General features: G+C 59.6%; 22 protein-coding genes. 11 read left to right on the top strand and 11 right to left on the bottom strand.

Annotated elements, in window-relative coordinates:
• Nucleotides 1-201 precede the first annotated feature (201 nt).
• Genes LB568_RS16885 through LB568_RS16855 form a run of 7 tightly spaced genes read left to right on the top strand, consistent with a single transcriptional unit; the run spans nt 202 to nt 7,141 of the window.
• The gene (locus LB568_RS16885) at nt 202-1,560 is read left to right on the top strand and encodes a polysaccharide biosynthesis/export family protein (RefSeq protein WP_224730681.1); all 1,359 of its coding nucleotides are present in this window, start codon (nt 202-204) and stop codon (nt 1,558-1,560) included.
• Nucleotides 1,557-2,219, top strand: coding sequence for a sugar transferase (locus LB568_RS16880; protein WP_140570696.1), 663 nt, complete (start codon nt 1,557-1,559; stop codon nt 2,217-2,219). The genes LB568_RS16885 and LB568_RS16880 overlap by 4 nt, the downstream gene beginning before the upstream one ends.
• Nucleotides 2,216-2,893: a PIG-L deacetylase family protein gene (locus LB568_RS16875; protein WP_140570698.1), complete on the top strand. Its 678-nt coding sequence runs from the start codon at nt 2,216-2,218 to the stop codon at nt 2,891-2,893. The genes LB568_RS16880 and LB568_RS16875 overlap by 4 nt, the downstream gene beginning before the upstream one ends.
• 22 nt (nt 2,894-2,915) lie before the next feature.
• Complete coding sequence (locus LB568_RS16870; protein ID WP_140570700.1) at nt 2,916-4,091, top strand: DegT/DnrJ/EryC1/StrS family aminotransferase; 1,176 nt, start codon at nt 2,916-2,918, stop codon at nt 4,089-4,091.
• Nucleotides 4,091-5,098, top strand: coding sequence for a thiamine pyrophosphate-dependent dehydrogenase E1 component subunit alpha (locus tag LB568_RS16865; protein ID WP_224730680.1), 1,008 nt, complete (start codon nt 4,091-4,093; stop codon nt 5,096-5,098). Before LB568_RS16870 ends, LB568_RS16865 begins: the two co-directional genes overlap by 1 nt.
• A 3-nt stretch (nt 5,099-5,101) precedes the next feature.
• Nucleotides 5,102-6,034: an alpha-ketoacid dehydrogenase subunit beta gene (locus LB568_RS16860; RefSeq protein ID WP_224730679.1), complete on the top strand. Its 933-nt coding sequence runs from the start codon at nt 5,102-5,104 to the stop codon at nt 6,032-6,034.
• Between the two features lie 6 nt (nt 6,035-6,040).
• On the top strand, nt 6,041-7,141 hold the full coding sequence (locus LB568_RS16855) for a NeuD/PglB/VioB family sugar acetyltransferase (protein ID WP_224730678.1): 1,101 nt from the start codon (nt 6,041-6,043) through the stop codon (nt 7,139-7,141).
• A gap of 72 nt (nt 7,142-7,213) precedes the next feature.
• On the opposite strand, the gene LB568_RS16850 is transcribed toward LB568_RS16855, so the two are convergent.
• Nucleotides 7,214-9,289, bottom strand: a complete 2,076-nt coding sequence (locus tag LB568_RS16850; protein WP_224730677.1) for an acyltransferase family protein — start codon at nt 9,287-9,289, stop codon at nt 7,214-7,216.
• A 451-nt stretch (nt 9,290-9,740) separates the two neighbouring features.
• Here LB568_RS16850 and LB568_RS16845 point away from each other — a divergent pair, with 451 nt between their 5' ends.
• Nucleotides 9,741-10,925 carry an acyltransferase family protein gene (locus LB568_RS16845; protein WP_224730676.1) on the top strand — a complete coding sequence of 395 codons (1,185 nt, stop codon included), beginning with the start codon at nt 9,741-9,743 and terminating at the stop codon, nt 10,923-10,925.
• 58 nt (nt 10,926-10,983) lie between these two features.
• Here the strand turns inward: LB568_RS16845 and LB568_RS16840 are convergent, their stop codons facing one another.
• From LB568_RS16840 to LB568_RS16825, 4 genes are all read right to left on the bottom strand, one after another.
• On the bottom strand, nt 10,984-11,658 hold the full coding sequence (locus LB568_RS16840) for a Crp/Fnr family transcriptional regulator (RefSeq protein WP_041164064.1): 675 nt from the start codon (nt 11,656-11,658) through the stop codon (nt 10,984-10,986).
• Nucleotides 11,659-11,878: 220 nt separating this feature from the next.
• A complete protein-coding gene (locus tag LB568_RS16835; RefSeq protein ID WP_013893290.1) occupies nt 11,879-12,652 on the bottom strand; it encodes a LuxR C-terminal-related transcriptional regulator in 774 nt (257 codons plus the stop codon).
• Nucleotides 12,653-13,136: 484 nt separating this feature from the next.
• Complete coding sequence (locus LB568_RS16830; protein WP_412033912.1) at nt 13,137-14,732, bottom strand: FAD-dependent oxidoreductase; 1,596 nt, start codon at nt 14,730-14,732, stop codon at nt 13,137-13,139.
• Between the two features lie 56 nt (nt 14,733-14,788).
• Nucleotides 14,789-15,205, bottom strand: coding sequence for a MucR family transcriptional regulator (locus LB568_RS16825; RefSeq protein WP_013893288.1), 417 nt, complete (start codon nt 15,203-15,205; stop codon nt 14,789-14,791).
• 567 nt (nt 15,206-15,772) lie between these two features.
• On the opposite strand from LB568_RS16825, the gene LB568_RS16820 reads away from it, so the two are divergent.
• Entirely contained in the window at nt 15,773-16,393 is a 621-nt protein-coding gene (locus LB568_RS16820) for a protein-serine/threonine phosphatase (RefSeq protein WP_013893287.1), read from the top strand.
• Between the two features lie 890 nt (nt 16,394-17,283).
• Complete coding sequence (locus tag LB568_RS16815) at nt 17,284-19,242, top strand: DUF4838 domain-containing protein (RefSeq protein ID WP_224730674.1); 1,959 nt, start codon at nt 17,284-17,286, stop codon at nt 19,240-19,242.
• A 119-nt stretch (nt 19,243-19,361) separates the two neighbouring features.
• Here LB568_RS16815 and LB568_RS16810 read toward each other — a convergent pair whose 3' ends face one another.
• Both LB568_RS16810 and LB568_RS16805 read right to left on the bottom strand, forming a co-directional pair.
• On the bottom strand, nt 19,362-19,658 hold the full coding sequence (locus LB568_RS16810; RefSeq protein ID WP_013893285.1) for a hypothetical protein: 297 nt from the start codon (nt 19,656-19,658) through the stop codon (nt 19,362-19,364).
• Between the two features lie 1,432 nt (nt 19,659-21,090).
• Nucleotides 21,091-21,372: a hypothetical protein gene (locus LB568_RS16805; protein ID WP_013893284.1), complete on the bottom strand. Its 282-nt coding sequence runs from the start codon at nt 21,370-21,372 to the stop codon at nt 21,091-21,093.
• Between the two features lie 1,050 nt (nt 21,373-22,422).
• Here LB568_RS16805 and LB568_RS16800 point away from each other — a divergent pair.
• Complete coding sequence (locus tag LB568_RS16800; RefSeq protein WP_224730673.1) at nt 22,423-22,782, top strand: hypothetical protein; 360 nt, start codon at nt 22,423-22,425, stop codon at nt 22,780-22,782.
• Nucleotides 22,783-22,851: 69 nt separating this feature from the next.
• Here the strand turns inward: LB568_RS16800 and LB568_RS16795 are convergent, their stop codons facing one another.
• The 4 genes from LB568_RS16795 to LB568_RS16780 all read right to left on the bottom strand — a co-directional run bounded on the left by LB568_RS16795 (nt 22,852) and on the right by LB568_RS16780 (nt 25,135).
• Nucleotides 22,852-23,283 (bottom strand): hypothetical protein, encoded by a 432-nt coding sequence (locus tag LB568_RS16795; protein WP_013893282.1) that lies wholly within the window; start codon nt 23,281-23,283, stop codon nt 22,852-22,854.
• 229 nt (nt 23,284-23,512) lie between these two features.
• Entirely contained in the window at nt 23,513-23,713 is a 201-nt protein-coding gene (locus tag LB568_RS16790) for a hypothetical protein (protein ID WP_041164058.1), read from the bottom strand.
• Between the two features lie 101 nt (nt 23,714-23,814).
• Nucleotides 23,815-24,042 (bottom strand): hypothetical protein, encoded by a 228-nt coding sequence (locus LB568_RS16785; protein WP_224730672.1) that lies wholly within the window; start codon nt 24,040-24,042, stop codon nt 23,815-23,817.
• Nucleotides 24,043-24,307: 265 nt separating this feature from the next.
• Nucleotides 24,308-25,135 carry an SDR family NAD(P)-dependent oxidoreductase gene (locus tag LB568_RS16780; protein ID WP_224730671.1) on the bottom strand — a complete coding sequence of 276 codons (828 nt, stop codon included), beginning with the start codon at nt 25,133-25,135 and terminating at the stop codon, nt 24,308-24,310.
• Nucleotides 25,136-25,216 lie beyond the last annotated feature (81 nt).

The raw sequence follows: 25,216 nt of genomic DNA, 5'->3' as shown, positions 1-25,216 counted from the left end.
CTGCGGCGCTCCGCCACAAGGAAGCGTTCAATCGGCCGACAGTATCCAGCCGCACCATACGTTGGTTACGATCGACATCCAGTTAGCCAAATTGGGTGGGCACGAGACCGAAGGTTGTCACTGCTCCACCAAATGTATGACTCATTGTCCGCGCACAGGTGTCGCTAGGGTCTTCACAGGAAATTTCTGTGGTGGGCTTCCATGGCGTCTTTTTGCAATCCGGCACGGAGCGGGCGATCGATAGGCTCGTGGACCAGTATCCTCGCGAAAGCGTTGAAACATGCCCGGATCACGGTCCCCGCTGTTGTGGCGATCCTGGCTTGCCCGATCGCTGCCACGGCCGCGGCTGACGACGGCTATAAGCTTTCGGTCGGCGATGTGGTTTCGTTCGACTTCATTGACGACGCGCTTCCTGCCGAACAGCTGACGGTGGCCAGCGATGGCGCGGTCAACATTCCGCTGATCGGCAGCTTTGAAGTTGGCGGCCTGACGGTGCCTGACGCTTTGAAGCATATCCGCAAGGCGTTCATCGACCGTGAGTTCTTCAATGACCCGCATATAGCACTGGCGGTGGTCAGCTTCCGTCCGATCTTTGTCCTTGGGGATGTCAAGGCGCCGGGCTCGTTTCCGTACCAGCCAGCACTGACGGTGGAGCAGGCGGTGGCGCTTGCCGGTGGTCAGTCGACGGGCGGAGCCACTGCCGAGGATCGCGTGGTAACGCGCGCCCGGCTGCGCGGAACCCTTGATGAAAGCGTGGTGCAGATTGCCAAGGAAGCCGTCGCCGCCGCGCGCATCAAGGCTCAGTTGGCAAACAACGACAAGATCTCGGAGCAGGATCTGCCTCCCAAGATCAGAGGCCTCATGAATGCCAATCTGCTCGCAACGTTGCTTCCGACGGAACAGCGGATCCTTGAAACGGATCAACACGCACTGACCACACGTCGCAAGCAGCTGTTGGCGGGGATCGACGAAGTGAACATCGCCCTCGCCAATATTGAACAGCTATCGGACATACAGAAGACTGTGATCGCTTCGTCGCAAGCCGATCTCGAGCGTGTCAGGGCCCTCAACAAGAAAGGCATCGTCACCCTTACCGATCTCTCGAACGCCGAGCGCGAGGCGACCACGCAGCAGTCGCATCTGCTTGAAATCTACAATCAGGCGTCGACGGTTCGCCGGGAATTGAGCCAGTTGCAGCGTGACCTGGACGACGCCACCCAGACCTGGACGCACACAGCGCTGACGGAGCTTCAGGCCCACAATTCTGAAATCGAGCGCCTGGTCTCGGTTCGCGAGTCGACCGAGGAGCAGATCCTGCTGCTGAGCACACTGGCGGCGGAACAGACACGCACCAACAACACCATCGCGTTCACTTACCAAATCCGCCGCAAGCAGAACGGCCAGATAGCCACCAAGGTGGCGACCCTCGACGATCCGATTGTAGCCGGAGACACGATCCTGGTGTCGATAAACCGTCTGGACAATGCCCTGGACCTGGCCAGCCGTCTTGACGCTCCTGTCGCGGCACCGCCTCCCGTCCAGGTGGGGCCGTCACAATGATCGGTCTCAGCAATCCGATGGCCCGGTCTCCCGAACTGACCGCTCGCGTGCCGATAGGCCGGGCGATGCCCAGCCGTCTCGCCGCGGTGGTGCTTTTGATCCTCAGCCTGCCGCTATGGATGGTGGCTGCCGCAATTGTCTGGGCGAGTGTCGGTCGTCCACTGTTCTTTCGCCAGACCCGCAGCGGCTTGGCAGGCCGCCCCTTTGTCATCTGCAAGTTTCGTACGATGCATGAAGGGCGCGATGCGGATGGAGTGCTGCTGCCCGACGCCTTGCGCGAGACGCCCGCCACCCGGCTGATGCGCGCCATCCGTATCGATGAGCTGCCTCAACTTGTCTCCATAGCCAAGGGCGACATGGCGTTCATAGGGCCGCGCCCGTTGCTTCCAGCCACCATCGCCGACTTCGGCGACCTGGGACGTATTCGCTGCACGATCCGTCCGGGCCTGTCTGGCTGGGCACAGGTGAACGGCAATACTCGTCTCACCAACGGTGAAAAGCTGGCGCTTGATCTCTGGTATGTGCGCAACCGCAATCTCTGGCTCGATCTGCAGATACTGATCCTGACCGTCCTGGTGGCCCTGTTGGGCGAACGCATTGACCGCCGCCATGTCGATCACGCTTTGAAGGCGATGCCCGCCGGGACGGTTCTGTCATGAGCTCGGCCCTTGGTCGGCTCCTGGTGATCGCGCCGCATCCCGACGATGAGGTTCTGGGGTGTGGCGGCACGATAGCCCGGGTCGCCGCGGAAGGCGGGGAAGTCCATGTCGCGGTTGTTACGCGAGGCTGTCCGCCTGCCTTCACCGAGGAGATGACGCAGCAGGTCCGCGGTGAGGCGAAGGCGGCTCATGCCGGCCTGGGCGTGCGACACACGCATTGGCTTGATCTGCCCGCCGCGCAGCTCGGCCAGACACCGCACTCGACCGTCAATGCGGCATTGCAAGCTCTGCTGCAGGCGGTCAAGCCGGACACCTTGCTTATACCCTTCGTCGGCGATGTTCATATGGACCACCAGCTGATCTTCCTGTCGTCGCTGGTTGCCGCCCGTCCCACCCAATCGCACTACCCGCGGACGATCATGGCCTACGAGACGGTGTCTGAAACGAACTGGAATGCACCCTATGTCACGCCGAGCTTCGTGCCGAATGTCTTCATAGACATCCAGGCGACACTCGACCGCAAACTCGAAGCTGCGTCGATGTTTGCTTCGCAGATCAAGAATTTCCCGCACGAGCGTTCGATCGAAACATTACGGGCGCTGGCGATCGTTAGGGGCACCGCCGTCCATTTGAGGGCGGCCGAGGCCTTTGTCCTTCTTAGAAATGTCATCTGAATTCTAGCTGGAGTGTTCCGAGATGAAACGCTGGCCGATTTACGACGAAGAACAGATAGCCGATGTCGTGGACGTTCTGCGGTCTGGCCGGGTGAACGCCTGGACCGGCGACCATGTGAAGAGCTTCGAACGCGCTTACGCGCGCAGCCTCGGCCGACGTCATGCCGTGGCGCTGGCCAATGGCTCCCTCGCGCTGGATCTTGCAATGAAGATCCTCCACATCGGCGCCGGCGACGAGGTGATCGTAACGCCCCGCAGTTTCGTCGCGTCGGCCGCTTGCGTCATGTTTGCCGGTGCGACACCTGTCTTCGCCGATGTCGACCCGACCTCGGGCAATCTTTCCGCCGAAACGATCGCGCCGAAGATAACGGCGCGGACAAAGGCCGTCATTGTCGTGCATATCGCCGGATGGCCGTGCGACATGGCGCCGATCATGGAACTTGCAAAGCGCAGCGGCATCAAGGTGATCGAAGATTGCGCCCAGGCGCATGGAGCCGAATACAACGGACGGCCGATCGGCTCCTTCGGTGACATAGCGGCATTTTCGTTCTGCCAGGACAAGATCATCACGACGGGCGGCGAAGGCGGGCTTGTCGCGATGGACGACAGGAAATTGTGGCTTGCCGCCTGGAGCCTCAAGGACCACGGCAAGAACTATAATGTGGTCTTTGCCCCTCATCGGCCGACCGGATTCCGCTGGTTGCATGACAGCATCGGCACCAACTGGCGCATGACGTCCATCCAGGCCGTGCTTGGCTTGCGGCAGCTCGAACGCCTGCCCGACTGGATTCACCAACGCGAGCGCAATGCTGCCATCTGGATAAACACGCTTGCCGATTTGCCGATGCTGTACACGCCCCGGCTCGATCCGGCACACAGGCATGCCTGGTATCGATGCTATTTCTATATCAAGCCGGAGATGTTGTCTTCGGGATGGTCGCGGGACGAGCTGATCGCGGCCGTCAACGCGGCAGGCGTTCCATGCTTCTCGGGCAGCTGCTCCGAGATTTATCTCGAGCATGCATTCGCCGATGCCGGCGTGGCGCCGTCCGAGCGACTGCCCGTCGCGCGGCAGCTTGGTGAAACGAGCATCGCGTTCCTGGTCGACCCGTCCTGGACGATCGAGGAAACGGCGGCGGCAGCGTCGACGACGCGGTCCATCCTTGTTGCGGCTTCGCGCCAGCTCGAGGCGGCCTGATGAACGAGCACGCCATCAGGAAAGATGGAGCCATTCCGGCGTCTTCCTTTGGAGAGCTGAAATTGGTGCCGTCTTCAGCATTGCAGAACCTTACCCTTCCTCAGGAAAAAAGGACGCTACTTGGGTTCGAATTGCCGACCGTAGCCCGGCTTTATCAGCAGATGATCCTCATCCGGCTTGTCGAGGAGCGCTTGCTGGAGCTGTTTTCCCAAGGGCTGCTGTTCGGCACCACGCACACATCCATCGGACAGGAAGCCAATGCGGTGGGGGTGGTGAACGCTCTTGACCGGGATCGCGACATTGTCTGGAGCAACCACCGCTGCCACGGTCATTTCATTGCCTACTCGGGTGAAGTCGAGGGCCTGATTGCCGAGATCATGGGGCGTGTAACCGGCATTTGCGGGGGGCGCGGCGGCAGTCAGCACCTGTGTTTCCGCAACTTCCACTCCAATGGAATCCAAGGCGGCATAGCGCCCGTGGCGGTCGGCTGCGCGCTGGCACGAAAGGACGAGGGCGCCGTGGCAGTGGTTTTCCTGGGCGATGGAACGATGGGTGAAGGGGCGGTTTACGAGAGCCTGAACCTCGCTTCGGTTTTCGGTGCCCCCGTGCTTTTTGTGGTCGAGGATAACGACATCGCCCAAACCACCCCAAAACATCTCACCGTTTCCGGTTCGATCATCGCCAGGGCCGAACCTTTCGGCATCCGCACGTTCGCCTATGACGGCAACGACCCCGTCGAGATATGTGAGCTTGCCCAGGAGGCTGTAGCCTATATTCGCGCCGAGGGCCGCCCGTGCTGGCTCTATCTGCGGACCGAACGGATCGGTCCCCACAGCAAGGGAGATGATACCCGGTCGCCCTTGCGGCTTGAACAGGCTCGAGCCCGGGATCCGATCCCCCCGATGCGCCAGCGCGTCGCGCAGTTCGAGGAGATCGACGCCTTTTGTCGATCTGCCGTGGATCGCGCCGTCGAATCCGCGGCTGCCGCAACCCTGGCGCGAGGCTGACCCATGCGCGTCGTCGAATCGATCAATCGCGCGCTCCACGATCTCATGCAAGCCGATCTACGGCTGGTAGTGATGGGCGAGGACGTCCTCGACCCCTATGGCGGCGCCTTCAAAGTGACCAAGGGCCTGTCCACGGCGTATCAGGATCGTGTCTGGACGACGCCGATCAGCGAAGGTGGCATCGTCGGCATGGCGGCGGGCATGGCCCTCAAGGGCAGGCCTGTGATCGTCGAACTCATGTTCGGAGATTTCATCGCCCTTGCCGCCGACCAGATCATCAACCACGCAGCCAAGTTTCGCTGGATGTACAACGATCAGGTCGAGGTGCCGATCATCATCCGCGCGCCCATGGGTGGACGGCGCGGCTATGGACCGACGCACTCGCAAAGCCTGGAAAAGCATTTTTGCGGCGTGCCGGGCCTTACCGTGTTTGCAACGCATGAGTATGCGGATCCAGGGGCGCTCCTGCACCGGGCCCTCGCTTCTCGGTCCCCTCACCTGATAATCGAAAACAAGGTCATGTATTCGAGGCCCGTACTCGGCGCGGCCGCCCTTCCACGTCCGGCGGATTCGGACATCGTGATCCTGACCTATGGAGGTTGCGTCGAGCACGCGGTTGCTGCGGCAAACAAGCTCGCCGAAGAGGAGGAAATCGCAACCACCGTGGTGGCCGTTGAACAGCTGTCGCCTTTTCCCGGCGAGGAGGTCCTGAGCCAGGTCGGCCAGTGCGGCCGCGTTCTCGTCGTGGAGGAAGGCTCTCCTGGCTGGGGCTTCGCGTCCGAGTGCGCGCGCGCCTTGATCGGTCGGGTCAAGCACTTCAGCGCATTGGCCGGGCCAAACCACCCTATTCCCTCAAGCCGCGAATGGGAGGACGATCTGCTGCCAGGTGTGAACGCCATCCAGGCGGCCTGCATCGATCTGTTCAAGAAAGGCTAAGCTTTCATGACTGTGCTTGTCGAGGCCCCGCGGGTTAACGCCAACGAGGACAATCTTCAGTTGATCGAGATCAAGGTCGTGCAGGGTGAAGGCGTAGAGCAAGGGGCTCTCCTCTTTGTCCTTGAGACCACGAAGGCTGCCGTTGAGGTCAATGCCCCCGAGGCAGGGGTAATCGGCCGGCTCGACGTCAAGATCGGCGACTTCGTCGCCGTTGGCTCAATGCTGTGCGAGATCGTCGACGAAAATGCGAGCGCATCCGCAGCGGCCAGCCCAGTCGATAGCGCTGTCAAAGAGGTCGCGATAACGGCCAAGGCCCGCAAGGCCGCGTCCGAGCTCGGGATCGATCTGGCGGATGTCAGGCCCTCCAACGGCCGCATCGGCGAAGCCGAGGTGCGCGCGGCGGCCAGCTGCCGATCCGAGGCGATAGTTGCAGGTTCGCACGGGGCGCAGTCTGCCGTTCCTTCCGCGTCCACGCGACGGGCGGTCATCATCGGCGGCGGCGGCCACGCCGCCTGCTTGATCGATGCTCTCGATGGCTCCGGATACGAGATCCTCGGTTGCACCGACCAGGCCCTGCCCGTTGGCCACTACGTCTGCGCCGGCATTTCGGTGATCGGTACGCAAGAGAGCCTGGAGCGTCTGCTCGCCGAGGGTACCCGCTACGCCTTCATCGGCATCGGCGGAGCCCAGTCAAGCGAGCCGCGGCGGGCCATGTTCGAACGCGCCGCGGCCATGGGTTTCATTCTGCCGCCTGTGATCCACCCATCCGCGATCGTCTCCAAGGCGACCAGGATCGGAGATGGCTGCCATATTCTGGCCGGCGCGAGCATCGGCCCGCGCTGTACGATCGGCCACAACGTGATCGTCAACCAGGGGAGTATCGTCTGCCACGACAGCGTGGTGCAGGACCATGCGCATCTGACCCCGGGCGCCATCGTCGCCGGCGGGGTGAGCGTCGGGGCCATGTCTGTCGTGGGCATGGGCGCCACGGTGCTGCTGGGCGTCCAGATCGGTGCCGGTTGCCTGATCCACAACGGCGCGCACATCAGTGCAAACGTCGCGGACAACACCATCGTCGACGCTCAGGGCCGCCGGCACCTCCGCTAAAAGCGATCCAGCAAAGTGCAAGACGGCTTTCTGCGTTTCCGTCAAACGCTACGCGCTTTGAGCCTCGGAACTTCAGGCGCCTTGTCGCAGAGCTCTTGCAAGCAATGGCTCAAGTGCCTCGGACCCTGGGATGCTGAGGTGGTGGCTGTCAAAATACAGCAGTTTTCCGCCCATCATGACAACACACCGTTCCTGCGGACAAAGCGCCTGCGTTGGATACACCCGAACGAGGCCGCGATGTTGGCCCAGCCTGTCCAGAACGCCAAACGCAATCTGCTGCCGCTCCCGGTAGAGGCGCTCCGACACGTTGAAGCCAGACAGATCATGTCCGTGCGCTACGAGTCGGGCCGCCGTGGAGGGGACGTCATAACCCACTTCTGGGACGGGATAGACGATGATCACGTTCTTGCCGGCTTCGAGGAGCCGACGCACAGTTTTTCTCAGGGATATCTCGAATGCCTCGCGCGCCTCGTTTGAGAAGCGGTCGAATTGAACGCCGTTGCGGTCCTGCAACTGGGGAAGGTCGCCGTTGCGTTCTGCCGGTCCAAGTTCGACGGCACGGCCCTCCAGGTAGAGAGACCACCTGGCAGCGATTATAACGGTCTTCAGCTCTGGGCGGCCGAGGACGTATTTGAGCCGAAGATCGTTTCCCTGGATGCACGCTCCGTCGCTTCCGACACCAAGCAGAGGGGGGCAGCGGGGAGTGGCGCCGTAGACCGTACTTGCGCCATTCGCAGCCAACTCGGACATCGCGCCGAACAGCGCTCCGGCGTGAGAATCCCCCCACAGGAAGATGCGGGCATTTTCAGAGGTGCCTATTGTACAGGGAGACTTTGCCGCAAGCTGAAGCAACACGTTTGCGCATTTATCCGCTTCAGGGTTGGCGGAGAAAGCATAGCTGGACAACACATTCACGTCCTTGGAGAAGCGCGTCGGCCAGCCATTGTCATGGTAGATCACGGCACCGGTTAGCACCACGGCGACGATGGCCAAAGTACCTCCAGCCAAGACGGACACGGGGCGGCTTACGCGCGACGGCACCCTGAGCGGTCGCTCGATGTATCGCCAGGACAGGAGCGCCAGAGTGAACGAGGCAGTCACCAGGCCAACAGACTGAAGCGAACTCAGCTCGTCGATTGCCAGGTAACTGCCCAGGACAATCAGCGGCCAATGCCAAAGATACAGGGAGTAGCTTATCAGGCCCACGCCGACGAACGGCCTTGTCGAAATCAGCCGCGTGACCCAGCAGCTCGCTTCACGTCCTCCGTGAATGACAAGGGCAGCTCCGATGCACGGAAGGAGCGCCGCGATACCAGGAAATGAAGTCGTCTCGGAATAACCCAGCACGGCGGCGGCGATCAGGAGCAGTCCAGCCCAGGTCGCCACCTCACTTTGCCAGCGCTTGGTGACGCGTGGGAAGGCTTCGAGCGCCATGAGGCTGCCCAACAAAAGCTCCCACGCCCTGAATGGGGTCAGGTAAAAAGCGGCAGCATCGTCGTACTGCATCACCACGATGGTTGCGATGAACGAAATTCCAGCGAGGCTCGCAATGAGACTGCGAATATTGCCGGTTCCCAGGCGCCAGATCGAGACAAGGAATATCGGAAACAGGATGTAGAACTGCTCTTCCACCGCCAGTGACCAGGTGTGGATGAGTGGCTGGTCGTACGTTTCTCCATCAAAATAGCCCGTCTTCAGCCAAAACCCGATATTGGACGAGAAGAGAGCCGTGGCGACGGAATTGCGGCCGAAACGTCTGAAGTCATCGGGTAAGAAGATGAAGGCGCATGCCAGCGTACAGACCGCCAGCATGGCGAACAACGCGGGAAAAATGCGGCGTATGCGCCGCTCGTAGAAATGCCAGACCGAGAACTCGCCTGCCTGCAGATCCCTGGCGATCAATTGCGTTATCAGGTAGCCGGAGATGACAAAGAAAATGTCGACACCGACATAGCCGCCGCCGACCTTGGTGAAACCGGCGTGAAACAGCACAACCGACACGACAGCAATGGCACGTAAACCATCGATGTCGGCTCGATAGGTTGGAGCCGCCTGTGCTGAATGGAGCGATGCCGGACGAGAGGGTTTTCGACCGTCCAACATCACGCCGGCAGCGAGGCTGAGCCGATGAGCCTGAAAGCGTGACATACCGATGCTGTATAACGGCACTCTCGAACCGCTGTCCGCCCGCAATAGGAGGTAACCTGCGGCTAAATCGGACTACGCCGTGGCCCCGCGAACATGATCGAAATGGCCTCTGGAACAAGAGGGAAGCGCGAAGGTCCGGGGCTTTTCCCGAGTGGAGCGGTTCGACGTGGCGACTTGCGGCCGTTTTGGCATCCTGGCTGCCGAAAAGCCCGCCAATTCCGATCCGGTGTAGGTCACGCCCCGCCCCGGCTGCGGTTCAGCCCTCGCCTGCGGCGAAGACGGGTCCCGTTAATGTCCGCGATCCCGCAACGCGGCTGCTCGATCATCGGGTGGAGTTTTCCCACGCCAGCCCACTACTTTTGGGCAGGGGTGTCCTTCGAATTCCTGAGCATTGCAAAATCTGGATCGGTGTAGGTTGGAATGGTCTGCGGGGTCCAATTTGAAGGCTCAAATGGCTGTTGCGCATCCCCCTTCCCTGAAACCATCGGACGCACCGCATGTCCTGCGCGACGCATCCGCGAAACCAGTTTCCGACAAGTCATTCAATGTGGCTGCGCACGGGCTTCGTGGTGTCGCTTCGCTTATGGTGTTCTTCGCGCATCTCCTGGGCGGCACGGCGGAGCATATCTACGCCTCGAACTCCGCCTATGTAGCGGCCATTGGGCCTTTCTGGAATTTCGGCACCTTCGGTGTGTGTCTTTTCTTCGCCATCAGTGGCTTCGTGATCCTTCCGAGTGCGCTGCACTACAGTCCCCGTGAGTTTGCCGCCCGACGGTTCCTGCGCGTCTACCCGCTGTTCTTCGTTCTCAGCGTGCTCTACGTCGCGCTGAACGCCGCGACAAACCTTTATCCCGAGACCAACAATCTCACCGCAATTCTCGCCGGACTGACGTTCCTGAATCTTTTCGCCCACACAGAGCAGCTGACGCCGAATGCCTGGAGCCTGACGTTCGAAGTCTGGTTCTATGTGTTCACCGGTGCCTTCGTGTTCTTCGCCATCCGTCGCCCCAACAAGCTTGGGTTGGCCGTTCTAGGTCTCCTCGCGGCGCTCTTTATGGCCAGATATCCGATTGCGCTGTATTTCGTTGCCGGCGGCCTGATCCGTCTCGCCTACGATCGATATGATTGGATGCGTGTCGGTCGCCATCGGCTGGCCGAGAGCGCGGCGCTGGCAACGTGCGTCTTCATATCCACTCGCGGCCACTACGACTATCACTGGTCCGATTTCCAGAATGCCGAAGTGCCATTGCTGGTCGCTGCGACGGCGCTTTATTTCGGCCTGGCGGTATCGCGAAGCAGCTTGACTTCGCTGCTTCTCGGCAATCGGCTTCTTCGCTACTTCGGGACGGTCAGCTATAGCCTTTATCTAGTGCACCCCTATACGTATTTTCTGACCCGCTCCATCTTTTCGCACGCTCACCTCTTCACCGCCAATGTCGTGGTCTCGATGGGCGCCTTCATTGTCGCTGCAAGCGCCATCACCTGGATACTCACGCATCTCGCGAACCGCAGCCTCGAACTGTGGCCCTATGAGCTGGTCTATCATCAGAAGATCTACCGCTCGACACCGCAGCAGAATGCCGTTCGGACGTGGCTTGGCTTAGGCACCAAACGCTTCGCATGGCTGCGGGGATAATGCAGGGCTGCGCCGGTCTATGGCCTGAGACCATGGCCGATCATGAGGCCATGGCTGATTAATCGTCGGACTTGGAGAGCAGGTCCGTCAAGCGAGACACGTCGGGCACAAAGAGTTCCTTTGCGCGGCGCAGCACAATCCCGACACTCTGCAGATAACTGAGTTCCCGGGCCACCGCTTCCCGATGCGTGCCGATGCGATTGGCTAGATCCGTATGGGTGGGAATGGGAGAAATCATCGCCGAACCGTCCGTGTCGATACTTTCAACACACAAGCGCAGCAGTTCGCTATGCACGCGCGATCGAACGCTGAGTGTCGAGAGTTCAACGATATGCTCGACAAACGAGTGCTGGCGCTCGACCAGCATTTGGATAATGGCCTGAAGCGCCTCGGGATCGTCCTTGATTATATCCAGGAAGGCCCGATTGCCGATGGAGGCAATGGTGCACGGTCCCGCGGCTTCGATCGAATAAGGCACCGCAAGAAGGTCCCCGCTTAGAGCCACTTCATTGACGAGTGATCCCTCGTGCGCCGATGGGAGCCATACAATTTTGCCTGTGCGGGTATAGACAGGGAAGCGAAGCTCGCCCTCCAGAAGAAAAAATACTCGATCGACCCTTTCACCGGCCGGAATCAAGACATCGCCGTCTTCGAGATGGAACCAATGACAGCGTCGGTTCATCTCGGCCAGCGTGGAAGGGCGAACGGCGTGGAAATGCTCGATATCGCTCAAGTCCGGGCTTTGCGATGTGTTCCTTTCGGCTGCGGGAGTGGTCCCCCTCTCCGTCTGTGGAACAGCATATCGATCTGGCGGCTGTTTCAACTTTCCTCGCACCCTGCAAAATGTCGAGGCTTTGTCAGGCCCTCCAATTCGAGGGCCTGACAACCCCAACCGGCACGGTTGCCGCGGGCAAAAGAAATCATCATTTTTTGACCGAGGCGGCAGCCATGCCTCAATTCCGTATGCTCACACCATCATAAGGCGTTGTGTTGAGGATGTAGGCTACCTCGGTACGATTTCTCGCGCGAAGCTTTTTCATGACATTGCGAATATGCACCTTGACCGTGCTTTCGCACATGTTGAGCTCATACGCGATCACCTTGTTTGCCTTGCCCCGCCGCAACGCCTCGATCACCGCCATCTGGCGCGACGTGAAAACATTGTCGCCCTGCGGCTGCTTGGCGGGCTGGCTGTCCTTGACCGCCTGGCCCGAACTAAAGAGGACACTCGGCGGTACGAAAGTCCCTCCTGCCGCGACAAGCTGAATAGCCTTTGCAGCAACCTGCAAGCTGACGCTTGTTGGGATGTAACCGCGTGTCCCGCTTTCCACTGCTTTGACAATATCATCAAAGCTTTCGATATCCGAGAGCATTACGATTCCCAGAGAGGGTCTGGTTGCCTTGAGATGGGCAATCCGCGACAGATGATAGTCCGCCTGAGAATTCGACCACATGACGCATAGCAAGACGGTCGAAACGCGTTCGGTCTCCTCCGGGCTGGCAGCGTCGAACGCTTCGACCGTAGGATAGCGTTGGATACGAAATGATGGCTCGATGAGTTCGAGGCTTCTGGCGAAACAGTCGCACATCAGCGGTCTGTCATCGATGATCGCTATCTCCATCTCCTCCCGTGAGGGAGCAGGTCCGATATGATTGGCATTTGCGACAGATGAATAGGGAGCCAAGTCGGTTTTGACCGGCTGATCGTTAATGGACAGAATTGTCATAGCTTTTCCCCAACCCAAAGGTTCAACTCTAACACCCGCGAAAATCACCCCAACGGAGAAATTCGCTTCGAAGACCCACCTCCTTAATGCATTAGTAATAACTTGTGGGTTGGCGAGGCGGTGTGACAAAACGCACACCGTGAATATAATCGCATTTTTTGGCAGGATTAGACCCCAGGTCGCTAAATGCGTAGTGTCAAGGCTGCCTCCACCAAAAGGTGTATCCTCAACGAAAAGGGTGCCGGGGGCTGAGCCGCGTGCAATCTATAACGAATTGCAAAAGAGGATTTAACGTGACGTCGTTTTTAAAACTGTAATTTCTCGCGTCCGTATCCAAAGCACGTAAAGTAAATCTGAAATTATGCCATTGTGAAGTAAAGGTGTATCTTGGGAGACACTTCGTGCCGGACTCCGAGCAACGAGCCGCCAGGCTGGTCAAGCCTCCGAGCGGCCTCCGTGAGCTCCTCCAATATGGAATTGACCTCTACTCGAGCCATTGCCGCAGGTGTCGGCCCAATTTAATGGCAAGCGCGACGATCGTCAGGGTGGGCATATCGTTTCCCCCGGTTGGAAAAACGGAGCTCCCGGCGACAAAAAGGTTCCCGAGGCCGTGAACCTGGCACGTGGCATCGACCACGCCAGTCCTCGGATCGGCGCTCATCCTCGTTGTGCCCATGTGGTGCCTCACCCATCGGTATGGGATATCGTCTCCGCAAGTCGGGGTCTCGTGGGCGCTTAATTGAACGTCGCTTCTATGGCCCAGCAGCCGCATCTCGTCGGTGATGATTGTCTGCACGCGCTCGAGTGTACGCCGAACGAGAGGCCCCACTCTCCATTCCAGCTTCACGCGCGGAAGATTGAATTCGTCAAGTCTTGTATCGAGCGTAACCCGGCTTTCCGGGTCCGGCTCTTGTTCGAGGATCGTGTCAAAATGAAAATGTCTTACGCGCCCGCGTGAGTGCCCAAGGCGCTCGATGGCCGACGCGACCGACGCTGCGGGATGTCTGAGGATGGTGCGGCCACTCTTGATAAGGTCGCGATGGAGGCGTCCCTTCCGCAGCCAGAAAGCAAGATAATGCAACGCCTCGGAGCCACCCAGATCATTGGCGCAAGGCCCCGGCTTGATCCACGTCCGGGAGCCGAGAAGGCGTTCACTTTCACGAATCTCCGGGCGCAGCGCCAGCCCGAATGCACCGCTCACGCCGCAGTGCTCTTGCTCCGACAAATAAGGCCTTCGCGCCACAATGGATGGCACATGAAGGGCCAGCGCGGTGTCGGGATGGCCGACCTGCAGGCTCCCCCATTTTACGCGCGGATGCTCCATGAAATAGCGGCCGACCAGGTCGTGCTGGTTGCCTATGCCATTCGGCATCTGCCGGTTTGAAACCAGGAGCAGGCGCGCGTTTTCGATCCCGCCGCAGGCCAAAACAAAGGACCGTGCCTGGATCCGGAAGCGCCGGTTTGGCGTGCTGGCCACCTCGATGGAGCGAACCCATCTTCCCGAGGCGTCGGTGTCTAGCCGCAAGGCCGTGGCGTGCAGGAAAACCTGCACGTTTTTTGCCCTTTGCAGCCTGGCGCGCAATGTCGCCCCCAAATCCGGGACGGGACTGAGAAAGCATCGTTCGGAAAACAGCGGCCCGGTCATAGGCAGAGCCGCGGAGGCAGGCCATTCGGCTTGCAAGTCGTCGATGCCCAGCAAACCGGCGGCCGCCTCATAGTGGGGGAGGAGCGAGTTGCGATCGACAGGCCATCCGCTCATCGGAATCCAGGACCGAGGCTCGAAATCGGCGTGGTCCAGCATCTTGCACCACCCACCCCAACCGGCCCTGCCGGTACTTCCGCCGAACTGGCGGATCCTGCAAAGGTCCAGCGCCTCATAGGGTCTGCCTACAGAGCGGCCTCGCGACAGTCTTTGGCGCCGGTGTTCGTATGTCAGACCGCCGCTTTCGATGATGCATATTCGATGCCGTGTTCCTTCGAACTGCGAGGCGAGCGCCAAGCCCGCCGCACCTGCGCCCACGATGCACAGATCTGCCTCCAGACAAGCGCCTTGGCGAACGCCATCGCAATCCTCAATCATGGCGACATTGATCGGGCAGCAGGAGCGGCAAAATCGTCATCGGTAGGACCATACGGTCAGGTTCGTGAGGTCTGATCACTGGCGGTCCGTTGTCCAAGCCTGATCCTCTTTGCCGCTTGCGAACGCAGTGCGGTGAAATTCGGCGCCACCAACGGGTAGTCAGGCGGCAAACCCCATTTCCTGCGATAGTCGGCCGGTGTCATTCCAAGCGACGCCAGATACCGCTTCAGCGATTTCATCCTGCGTCCATCCTCCAGGCTGATAATGAAATCCGGAGTCACCGATTTGCTGATTGGTACGGCGGGAACGATCTTTGGTTTGCTTTTTTCCGTGCCTCCCGCGAGGGCCTGCAAAGCGCGGCCGACATTCTCCACCAGATCCACCAGATCAGAAGGCGAGGCCCGGTTCCTGCTGACAAAGGCCGAAACAATCTTGGCAGTTGATTCCAGGTGATGGACGGGGTCAGTGGCCATGGATCCGCTCTCGACTGACGATGGTTATCGTCCGTGGCCAAATGCGGGGCCCGTTTGGATCACTCGTTTGCCGAACTTTCCAACATCAAATCGGGAGCAGATGCTCCTGATCCTCCCCGCCTTTGGAACCCTTCAATGGCATCCGCAGGGGCCATTTCTGTCAATTGCCCTTGGCGGCGCTGAATCCACCCAAAAGTGGTAACCGGCAGTGACAGCCAATGCGACCCATCCGTTGGCATCGCGGCCCGTCGTGCTGCGTTTGCTTGATGTTTTCTTGAAGATCGCCAACACCGATGCGCCTTCTACACGGCGGAGATTGAAATATCGGATGCATATTTCCACCATCCTAGGTGTCGCCCATTTTAACAACGGCCGACTGCTACACAATTACGATAGAGGCATGATGGCATTTGGCTTTTTACTACTTCATAGAAATCGAGATTTTACAGGTATAATCTCGTGTCAAACTGTCATTAAATGTGTCTGACTCGATCATGATTGTGAATAAACTTTCTTCGAGAATCTGATTATTAAGTACGCGGGGGAGCTTTGATATCAGGAGACGATATGACCATTAAAGTTACAACTACGGCGAAGTTGCTGGTGGGGGCGTTCTTTGCTCTGGGAACCATAGGGATTTCCAATGCCGGCGCAGCCGGGGAGTCTGGCGTCCAGGTAAGCTCGCCTAGCGAGACCGGCGCCAAAGCTGGCGGTGCCGGCGAGACTGGCGGCAAAGCTGGCGGTGCCGGCGAGACTGGCGGCAAGGCCGGCGGTGCTGGCGAGACTGGTGGCAAGGCTGGCGGTGCTGGTGAGACTGGCGGCAAGGCTGGCGGCGCCGGCGAGACCGGCGGCAAGGTTGGCGAGACCGGCGGTACGGCCACTACCCTTAGCGCTGCGTCGAGCGAGACCGGCGGCACTGGCGAAACCGGCGGCAAGACTGGCGGCGCTGGCGAAACCGGCGGCAAGGCTGGCGGCACTGGCGAGACCGGTGGCAAGGCTGGCGGCGCTGGCGAAACCGGCGGCAAGGCTGGCGGCGCTGGCGAAACCGGCGGCAAGGCTGGCGGCGCTGGCGAAACCGGTGGCAAGGCTGGCGGCGCTGGCGAGACCGGCGGCAAGGCTGGCGGCGAGAGCGGCAAGGGCAGCGGGGGCGCCGGCGAGAGCGGCAAGGGCAGCGGTGGCGCTGGCTAGGCCGATAAAACCTTGAGACTATCGGGTGCCGGTAATGGTTGTTCCCTTATCGGCATCCGTGTCCACCAACTGGCGCAATTCATCCGCGCGAGCACCAAGTCCCATCACCGGTCACCAGTCCGAACCGGCATAGCGCGCGGCCTCCTTCCACAGGGCGAGCGCAACCTGTGGGGAACGGGCTTTCACCTCGAAATCTTGACCTCTGTATTTCCCGGCCGCGACCCAAACTGTTTTTGAGCGCTGATAAACAGTGACGCCTAGAGCGCCGGCGAGCGTTCGCCATTGTGGATCATTTGCATTCATACATTCCAGCCCCCGCGCCATGTAAGAAGCAACGAGGGATGCCAGATTGGAGTTCCAAGGAATGTGACCATTTTAACACTTGCCGATCCGAACCTCCCATTCGGCAATCGAAACAACCCCGCCGCTGGCGCGAGCGGCGGCATCGATCCGGTCCCCGACGATCATTGCAAGCCACCAAGGGGCCAGGCACTCCCCCGACCAAAAGTCTAGCAAGAACACCCAAAAGCCTGTCTGGGATCGTTGGGTCTAGCGGCGATACCATGCACCTCATGATCTGCGCGTAACAGCAGCCGCTTCGCTTGGTGCGCAACGCTTGATCGCCCGCCGCACCAAACATGCTGCGAGCAATTCTCATCGGATGGTGCGCATGCCTGGATCGCCAAAAGTCCCTTCTCCTTCGGGCAGAATTCAGCGCGGTTTGGCCCTCTTCATCTCCGGAGGGACCGACAGCGTCCCCCGCGATTCATGGAAGCCTGCACCGTCCTTGTCCAGAAGAAGGTCCACCTTGTTGGATGATCGGCCGTAGGTAAGGTCTTGCTATGCGGGCACTGTCGCGAAGGACGTTTGGGCAGGGAGCCATATTCGGCTTGCTGCACTGGCTGGGCGCTGGCAAGGCAGCCGGCGCGTACGCTCAGCCAGGCGATGGTGTGACGTTGGTGGCGGGAGGCAGACCCGCCGTCACGCTGGTTATCCCGGACAGCCCGAAGGACTCCGTCCACTATGCTGCCGTGGAGCTCGGCTGGCATATCGAGAAAGCGACCGGCTTCCAGCCTGCCATGGCGACTGAAAGCGAAGTGACGTCGGCAAGCCTGGGCAAAGCCCATATCTTTCTGGGCGATACCCGGTTTGCCCGAAAGGCCGGCATCGATTCCGGCGCATTGGAGCCGGAGTCGTGTGCAATCCGCACCGTCGGCCGCCATCTCTGTATCGCGGGGCATGACACGAGCGGCAGCCCTCTTGATGAGGACACCTCCGCCGGAACGCTCTTCGGCGCATACGAACTTCTCGATCGCTACTTCGCGGTTCGGTGGCTATGGCCAGGCGAACTGGGAACGTTTGTTCCAAGAGCGGAGTCCGTGGTCGTTCCTCTTCAAGACCATGTCGTAACGCCTCGATTCATGCAGCGCCACGTGCGCTCGGCTGCGGGCTTGAAGGCCAAGGATCATCCCGAGCTGGGCTTCACCGCCGCGGCGGCTGAAGAATACATGAACGCGCAGGCAACATTTCTGCGTCGCAACCGCATGGGCCGCCGAATCCCGGCGAAGTACGGCCATGCCTTCGTGGACTGGTGGCGGCAGTATGGCGCCGAGCATCCTGAATGGTTTCAACTGGTCAACGGCAAACGAGGCCCTTCAAGGCTGGGCGCGCGCTTCTCCATGTGCATTTCCAATCCGGGTCTGCGCGAAGAGATTGTCGCGCAGTGGCGCGAGCATCGAGGCGATACCCCCGGACACCTTCCAACCTTCGTCAATGCTGTCGAGAATGACGTGCCTGGCCAATGCGAATGCGATGCATGCAAGGCGCTCGATGGCCCGGAACCACCGGATTATCGAAAATTCATTCCGCCGAAATCAAAGATCGCCAGCAAGCCTTTCGTATCCGACAGATATGCGCGTTCATGGCAAGCCATCCAGCAGATCGCCGCGAAATACAATTCGAACTCGGTTGTCGTGGGCTACGCCTACATGAACTACTTCGCCGCTCCGACCTCGGGCATAAAACTGGGGCCGAACATCATGATCGGATTTTGCCCGTCATCCTGGTTCTATCCCCGAAGCGGCGACGAGCAGGATTGGATGAAAGCCCAGTGGCGAGGATGGGCGGAAACCGAGGCCAGGCTTTTCATGCGGACGAACTATTTTCTGGACGGATATTGCATGCCGCACATATTTTCCAGCCAGTTCGCCGACGAGTTTCAGAGCGCCGCGAACAACGGAATGATCGGGACCGATTTCGATTCGCTGACAGGTCATTGGGCGACACAAGGCCCAAACCTTTACCTGTTGCTCCGCTTGCAGATCCACCCCGACATGCCTGCCGGCTCCCTGCTGTCAGAATATTACTCCGCCTTCGGACCCGCGGCGGCTGACGTGAGGAAATATTTCGACTTCTGGGAGGCGTATACGTCCGGTGGGCGTGCCCGGCTGCGTGACACCTTCGAGGCTCTTGGGGCTTCGCGTTGGCGAAGCTGGGCGAAAGCGGCGCATGCGATCTATCCAGAGGAGAGCTTTGCGCCGGCCGAAGCATTGCTCGACAAGGCAGCCTCCTCCGCGGCGGCAGACCAGCAAGCGTCAAGGCGGGTGCAATTCCTTCAATTGGGATTGCAGCACGCGAAATTGTGCTCTTTGGTTGCCGCCAAGCTTACGCTCGGCGATCCGGAATCCAGCTACGAGAGAGGCAAGGTGGAATTGCAAGCGCTGTTGGAATTTCGACGAGCGCACGAGCGCACGTGGGTCTCCAACATGAATCACTGCGCGTGGGTCGAGAGCACCAGCTGGGCCCTTCCCGGCGCTGCAGTCCAATTGCAGGCGCCCGATCCGGAGTGATCTTCTTCAAGCAGCGAAACTTCCAGCCTGGTCTTCGGTCACCAACAGCGAAGGCACCCCGCCAGCATGCACGCTGGCAAGGGTGCGCTCTTTACGACCTGGCAGGATCGGCAGGGCGGTCAGCCGCCCTTGCTGCCGCCACCGTCTCCAGCGCCGCCGGATTTTCCCCCGGACTCACCAGCGCCGCCAGCCTTGCCGCCGGACTCACCGGCGCCGCCGGCCTTGCCACCGGTTTCGCCAGCACCGCCGGCTTTGCCAGGTTCTGCAGCGCGCCCTGCCTTTCCGGGTTCTGCGGCGCGACCTGCCTTGCCTGCTTCCACAGACTTAATTTTGGTCGTCGATTCGGCAAAGCTAGTCGTCGAGACGGATGCGACAGATACAGCAAGAGAAATTGCGGTAAGAATGCGAATGATCATGATAAGCCTCCTTAACAGGGTGACATTCAGCCCCGGAGGATCTTGTCGTGTATTTTTCCGGGAAGATCGAGTCTTGTTCGAGGATGAGCCCGTCGGCATGTTTTATAATTAGTGAAAAAATTTTCAGACGAAATTTTACTCATTTCTCTTTCAAAATATGCGTATTAGCGATTTCTTGGATATCTGCCCAAAACTTGCAACTCAATGTGATCGGTCGCAACAGTCGCCTGCATCGATCGCGTGGGCGAGCGCCCCGGCGTGGCGCCGCCAAGTAGAAAATGACGTATCTATTTAAAACTCCGGGGAGTTGGATCGTCAGCTCGGTTTGACTGTTCGTCGCATTCTTGACGTCCGGACCGACAAACCCCAAAGTTCAGGGGCAACCATTTGTTAACTATCTGACAATGTTGTGGCGATGGTTGCGTGCAATGCTGCACTTTGGGCAGGCACATAGCAATTCCGTCTATCCGTCCCGATCTTAAGGCTTGTGCCCGATGATCGACAGGTCAATCGGGCCGACCACGCATGAGCCGGGATGGCCGGCGCCTGGGGCTGCGAATGGATGCTTGGGCGTCGGAGATCCCGTCACTAAATCCGCTGACCAGCATATCGAGCGGCTTCCATCCACAACGTGAGTGCAACCGCGGGCGAGCGGGCTTTCACCTCGAAAAGTCGGCCTCGGTAGCTTCCCGTGGCCACCCACACTGTTTTTGAACGTTGAAGGATCGTAACCCCAAGAGCATCCGCCCGATGGAAAATCTCGTCGTGATCGCGATGCATTTGCTCTGGCCTTTGGCTCCTAAGAATTACGGGCGAAGGTGCTCCCTCATTGGCAAACCATAGCTTGGTCTACGTTCATATTGGGGCGCTGTCATTTGCATTTGACATAGATGCCCGCTTCGTACGAATCCGTCATAGCATCCCAACAGTCGCTATGACCGTGCAACGCCATGATCCTGGTAGGTAGCGGCCTGCCGCACCCTCATCGCCCATGGGACTTCAGTCTTATTTGCATTATTGCTAATATGTCTATAATTTGAGCAGTGCGGGGGACACCCAAACCAACCCGCAGTGGCCGGTGTGGCGCAAATCAAGCTGCCCAACGCAGCGCAGCCGCACCGGCCATTGGTTCCCAAAGCGCGCGTTTGTCGTCAAACGGTTACAATGACATCTCGACTGCGACGCCTTACGACACCGCGTGGCCTAATCGATCTGCTTGCCACCCAAAGACCTGAGTTGTCGATAGGCCGCAAAGAGATCAGATTGGATCAGATTGCACTTTGATGGCGCGAGCGGCGCGGACCCGTGACGGCACGAGCAAGGTCCGGAGCCGATCCAAGCAGCCGACACGCAAGCCAAGCCGATCATATCGACGATGGGACGCTCAATCGGCCGAAGACTAAACGGAGCCAAGACTTGCCGTCTCGTTTCATCACATAATCTTCAGCCTTGGCCATTTTCTTACACCAGCGGCCAATCGTCGACGGAGCTCCAGGGAAATAGCGCGAGCAGTACGCGCTGCCTCTTCATTGTCGTCGATATCGTCTTCAATCAGCATTGCCAACGTTTCGACATCGTCGAATGGAAATTCATCGGCGATGTCATCGGCAGCACCCCGTATCACCTCGGCATAGGCACATGTGATTTCGGCGGGCTCTTCCAACATCCGCAATTGCCGCAACAGCGATGCAATATTTTCGGATTGTTGGGACATCGCTCCAATGCCTCCGTGTGGGGCAGGAGTAAGTCTATGGCTCCCAAGCGCTAGCGCCCATAATATTTGCTAACGACAGCACTCCTTTTAGGGTTTCGTGCAAAACCCGTAAAGTCAACCGGCGAAGAAAACTGTTCACAACCCAGGCCAGGTCCGCGCGTCCCGGCAACAGGGACAGACCTTTCGCGCTTCTGGTCCCTGCGGCGAGCCGCCGAGCTTGAGCTGTCTCGCGGCTGTGGATGCTCGAGCTTAAAACGCCGAACCTCTATAACGTGTCGCTTCCTTCCACAAAGCGATCGTTGGCTTTGGAGCACGCCCCTTCACCTCGAAAGTACGGCCACGATAGCTTCCCCTGGCCACCCAAACTGTTTTTGAGCGTTGATAGATGTTGATGCCCAACGCGCATGCTCTTGCAAGCAATTCTCCATCATTTCGCATTTGATCGACCTCGTCACGGCTCCTTGAAAGTTGAGACAACAATGATGCCCAGAGTTTGTTGCAGTATCGTGTCGGCCCCCATTCTGCCGGGTAACCTGTCGTCACGGAGGCCCGTTGCCTTCCGCGTTCGCCAGGCGACCAGTCCAAAAAAACCCGCCGCCCCATTCACGGCAGCGACGGGCCGCCCCTGGGATTTTTGGGACTTGCCGGGCGTTGGGTCCCTGCCGCACCAAAACCATTAGATGACCCTAATGTTCCATGGCCATCGCGATGGTACGTTTTTGACGATTCATCATCGCACGAGCGAAGCGGCGTCATGTGGCGCAGCCAGCGCGCGGTGAGTTTTGAGACCGCATTCTGCAGGTGTAGAGCCTCGCGCGTGGCCGCCGCCATCATGGCTTTTCAGTTCTTGGGCCCAAGCGGGTGGCTGCACGTGCTTGCGGTCGCCAAGCTCCCGTCATGTCCTGAATGACGTGGCGAGAATGACGTGGCGAGTTCCTCAGCCCTTCGGTCGCTGAGCTTCACCCCATGGCGGAAGCCCACTGTCCGAATGGAGAGGCGGAACAAAACGCATCTCGTTTAAATTGGGCCTAGCTAACCATGGAGGCCCGCTTGAGGTTCATCGCGTTGCAAGATCCGGCCGACAACTGGATGGTGTATGATCTACATTCTGAGGTTCCGGCGGAATTCACTTGCAACGTGCTCTACGGCCTCTCGCGCGAAGAAGCAGAGCATCTGACCGTTCTGGCCAATGCGAAATTTCGATACAGAACAGCTATCGCGGAGCCCATGCTTGGCCGCCCGGCCCTGCGGTTGAAGGATCTCACGCCCCTCACAACGCTGGATATCGGACCGGCAACCCCTGCCCGGATTTGTGACTGGGGATGCGCCGCGTGGCAACCGCGGCAGCGAAACCGGCAGCTTGAGGAGTATGGGGAAAAGCGGCGGCGCTCTCCCGCGACCAAACCCTGATTAGAGTTGACTCGGGCGTCGAGCAAGGCAGGGGATCGTGCTGTGGCAGGCTGCGATCCCCTCTTGCATTCAGTGCATTATCCTTTGCCTTAGCCAGGCAATAAACCTGTTCCCGCCAATCGTTGCGCGGACCCGGTTGGCAGCCCAGCCCGCCTTCATCGTAGCGCCGACGTGACAATCGCAGACGATGTCGTGCAGTTGCCAGTCGCTCAGCCCGAAGAAGCGTTTTGCCTCACCATAGGTGTCGTCTTTCAGGCCCGATGCGCGCAGCACCGGATCTTCGAGGGCGACAGCAATTGCCGATCCTTCCCCACGCACGCTGTCACGCTCCTCCAGGCGCAGATATTCGGTGCCTGTAAACGCTGCAAGACGTCGCTCGGGATGTTGTTCGAGAAGTTCGGCCCAACGTTCGATACGCTGGTTCCGCGTCATCTCCGAATATGCCGCCGAGGATTCGACCTTGGCGACGGCGTACAGTTGGTCGAGTGTCTGATGTTTCATGGCAGGCTCCTGTCGAGAGTGAGAAGCACCCACGCCTTCAGGGAAATTATCGCGCGGTGATGCCCCGACAAGAGCGGGAGATTGAGGCGGTCAGGATTGTAAATGTCCACAAGGCATTCGCGGAGCGGGTCGGTGGCATCGGCCAGCAATCCAGAACCAGACTGCCCAGAACCAGACTGCCCAGAACCGAGCTGCCCAGAACCGAGCTGTATGAATCCAGCGACTGCCGCTACTTCTTGATAATGTTTCCGTTGCGCAGGTCGAAGGCTTCGGAACCGCGGGCCTGGCGATGGAAATCATCCTGCAGTTCGCCCCATTCGCCAAGAAAGGCACCGCACTTGCTGCAGTGAATTGGCGTCGACTCCTCGGCGTCGTCGGGAATGTCCATCTGGATAGTCCCGCATGCCTTGCAATCGAGCTTGTCGTCCAATCGGCGTTCCATTTTCCAAGGATTGCGCATTTTCAGCCATGAGCCAATTGTTGGTTTCGTACCAAGGAGCATCGACCAGCGCCAAGCCCTTCGGCCATCGATCACTCGCGAGAGTCAAAAAGGACGGCTAGCCCCAGTTCCCGTGCCAGATCGACGATCTTCTCCGTCAACTCGTCATCCGTATCTTGCAAATAGGGCGCATTCCTGCGAGCGGCCTCTATTGCCGCTTTGACCGAGACGATATCGCCATATCGCGCACTTCGAAGCTCTGATGCCAGAAACTCCCCAGCGGTACCGACGGGTCTTATTGCCCATCTGGCGATGCTCATGCGGTTCCTCCCATCACCCTCCGCTTCATCTTGATCTTGTCCAAGACGCCGATCAATCGATGGTACGATTCCGTACAAAATCGCTCAGCTATAAGAAGGCAACATCGGCCGGTCGTTGGTTTGGGTGTCGCGAAAGTTGCCCGCGCGAAATTGTCCGGCGAGGCTACGGGCTGGTGATAGTCACTCTTTTCGGGCGGTCGTCATGCTGCCTATCTACAGGCAAACCGCCAACCCAAGATTATTCGATTGGATCCTCGCGTCGGCGTTACCACAAAGCGCCGCCGGTCACCTGGATGTTCTCCATGGTTATGCCCCTGGCGGCGTCCGAGCACAGGAACACCGCGAGCGCCGCGATTTCCTCCGGCTGCAGCATGCGCTGCTGCGGGTTGCCGCGAACGATTTCGGCCATGGCTTCCTCTGGCGTGCGGCCCTTGCCCTCACGCTCGACCACTTGCGCGACGTTGCGGCGCATCAGTTCCGTCTCCACCCAGGTCGGGCTGATCATGACGCAGGTGACGCCGTGTTCGGCCCCTTCCAGCGCCACGCAGCGCGTCAGCCCGAGAAGGCCGGCCTTCGAGGCGCAATAGGCAGGATTGTCCTTCCAGCCAACCGAGGCCGCGGTGGAGCCAATATTGACAATGCGGCCCCAGCCGCGTCCGATCATGCCCGGCAGGACGGCGCGTGTGACACGGAAGGCACCGGTAAGATTGGTGTCGACGATCTTGTCCCAGAGTTCGTCGGAATGCCCCACGACCGGCTGCTCGGCGGTGGTGCCGGCGGCATTTACGAGAATGTCGGCCGGCCCGATCGCCGCCTCCGCCTCGGCCACGAAACGATTGCTGAGATCGCTGTCGCGCACGTCGAGATGCGCGGCGTGGACACTTGAGCCATGCGCCGCCAAAGCCGAACGTACCCGTTCGATCTCGCTGGCGCCCGGATAGTAGGCGGCATCGGTCCTGCCCAGGCCCGGCGCGGCCACGTAGGAGCCGACGGCGACATTGGCCCCGGCCTTGGCAAGCGCGGTGGCGATGGCGAAGCCCATGCCGGAAAAACCGCCGGTGACGATGGCCCCGCGGCCCGAGAGATTGGTCATCGAACTGGATCTCCGCAATCAAATCACAAGGCGTCGCAACCAACCGCCATTTCGGAAGCCGCGACGAACCTATCCAAGGCT

It is taken from the genome of Mesorhizobium sp. B263B2A (genome assembly GCF_020165775.1).
GTDB lineage: Bacteria > Pseudomonadota > Alphaproteobacteria > Rhizobiales > Rhizobiaceae > Mesorhizobium > Mesorhizobium opportunistum.
This window is presented reverse-complemented; position numbering and strand designations above follow the sequence as displayed.

Bases quoted from the DNA above. Each gene is read 5' to 3' on its own strand.
- LB568_RS16885 (WP_224730681.1), top strand. From the start codon at position 202: ATGGCGTCTTTTTGCAATCCGGCACGGAGCGGGCGATCGATAGGCTCG.
- LB568_RS16880 (WP_140570696.1), top strand. From the start codon at position 1,557: ATGATCGGTCTCAGCAATCCGATGGCCCGGTCTCCCGAACTGACCGCT.
- LB568_RS16875 (WP_140570698.1), top strand. From the start codon at position 2,216: ATGAGCTCGGCCCTTGGTCGGCTCCTGGTGATCGCGCCGCATCCCGAC.
- LB568_RS16870 (WP_140570700.1), top strand. From the start codon at position 2,916: ATGAAACGCTGGCCGATTTACGACGAAGAACAGATAGCCGATGTCGTG.
- LB568_RS16865 (WP_224730680.1), top strand. From the start codon at position 4,091: ATGAACGAGCACGCCATCAGGAAAGATGGAGCCATTCCGGCGTCTTCC.
- LB568_RS16860 (WP_224730679.1), top strand. From the start codon at position 5,102: ATGCGCGTCGTCGAATCGATCAATCGCGCGCTCCACGATCTCATGCAA.
- LB568_RS16855 (WP_224730678.1), top strand. From the start codon at position 6,041: ATGACTGTGCTTGTCGAGGCCCCGCGGGTTAACGCCAACGAGGACAAT.
- LB568_RS16850 (WP_224730677.1), bottom strand. From the start codon at position 9,289: ATGTCACGCTTTCAGGCTCATCGGCTCAGCCTCGCTGCCGGCGTGATG.
- LB568_RS16845 (WP_224730676.1), top strand. From the start codon at position 9,741: ATGGCTGTTGCGCATCCCCCTTCCCTGAAACCATCGGACGCACCGCAT.
- LB568_RS16835 (WP_013893290.1), bottom strand. From the start codon at position 12,652: ATGACAATTCTGTCCATTAACGATCAGCCGGTCAAAACCGACTTGGCT.
- LB568_RS16830 (WP_412033912.1), bottom strand. From the start codon at position 14,732: ATGATTGAGGATTGCGATGGCGTTCGCCAAGGCGCTTGTCTGGAGGCA.
- LB568_RS16825 (WP_013893288.1), bottom strand. From the start codon at position 15,205: ATGGCCACTGACCCCGTCCATCACCTGGAATCAACTGCCAAGATTGTT.
- LB568_RS16820 (WP_013893287.1), top strand. From the start codon at position 15,773: ATGACCATTAAAGTTACAACTACGGCGAAGTTGCTGGTGGGGGCGTTC.
- LB568_RS16810 (WP_013893285.1), bottom strand. From the start codon at position 19,658: ATGATCATTCGCATTCTTACCGCAATTTCTCTTGCTGTATCTGTCGCA.
- LB568_RS16805 (WP_013893284.1), bottom strand. From the start codon at position 21,372: ATGTCCCAACAATCCGAAAATATTGCATCGCTGTTGCGGCAATTGCGG.
- LB568_RS16795 (WP_013893282.1), bottom strand. From the start codon at position 23,283: ATGAAACATCAGACACTCGACCAACTGTACGCCGTCGCCAAGGTCGAA.
- LB568_RS16785 (WP_224730672.1), bottom strand. From the start codon at position 24,042: ATGAGCATCGCCAGATGGGCAATAAGACCCGTCGGTACCGCTGGGGAG.
- LB568_RS16780 (WP_224730671.1), bottom strand. From the start codon at position 25,135: ATGACCAATCTCTCGGGCCGCGGGGCCATCGTCACCGGCGGTTTTTCC.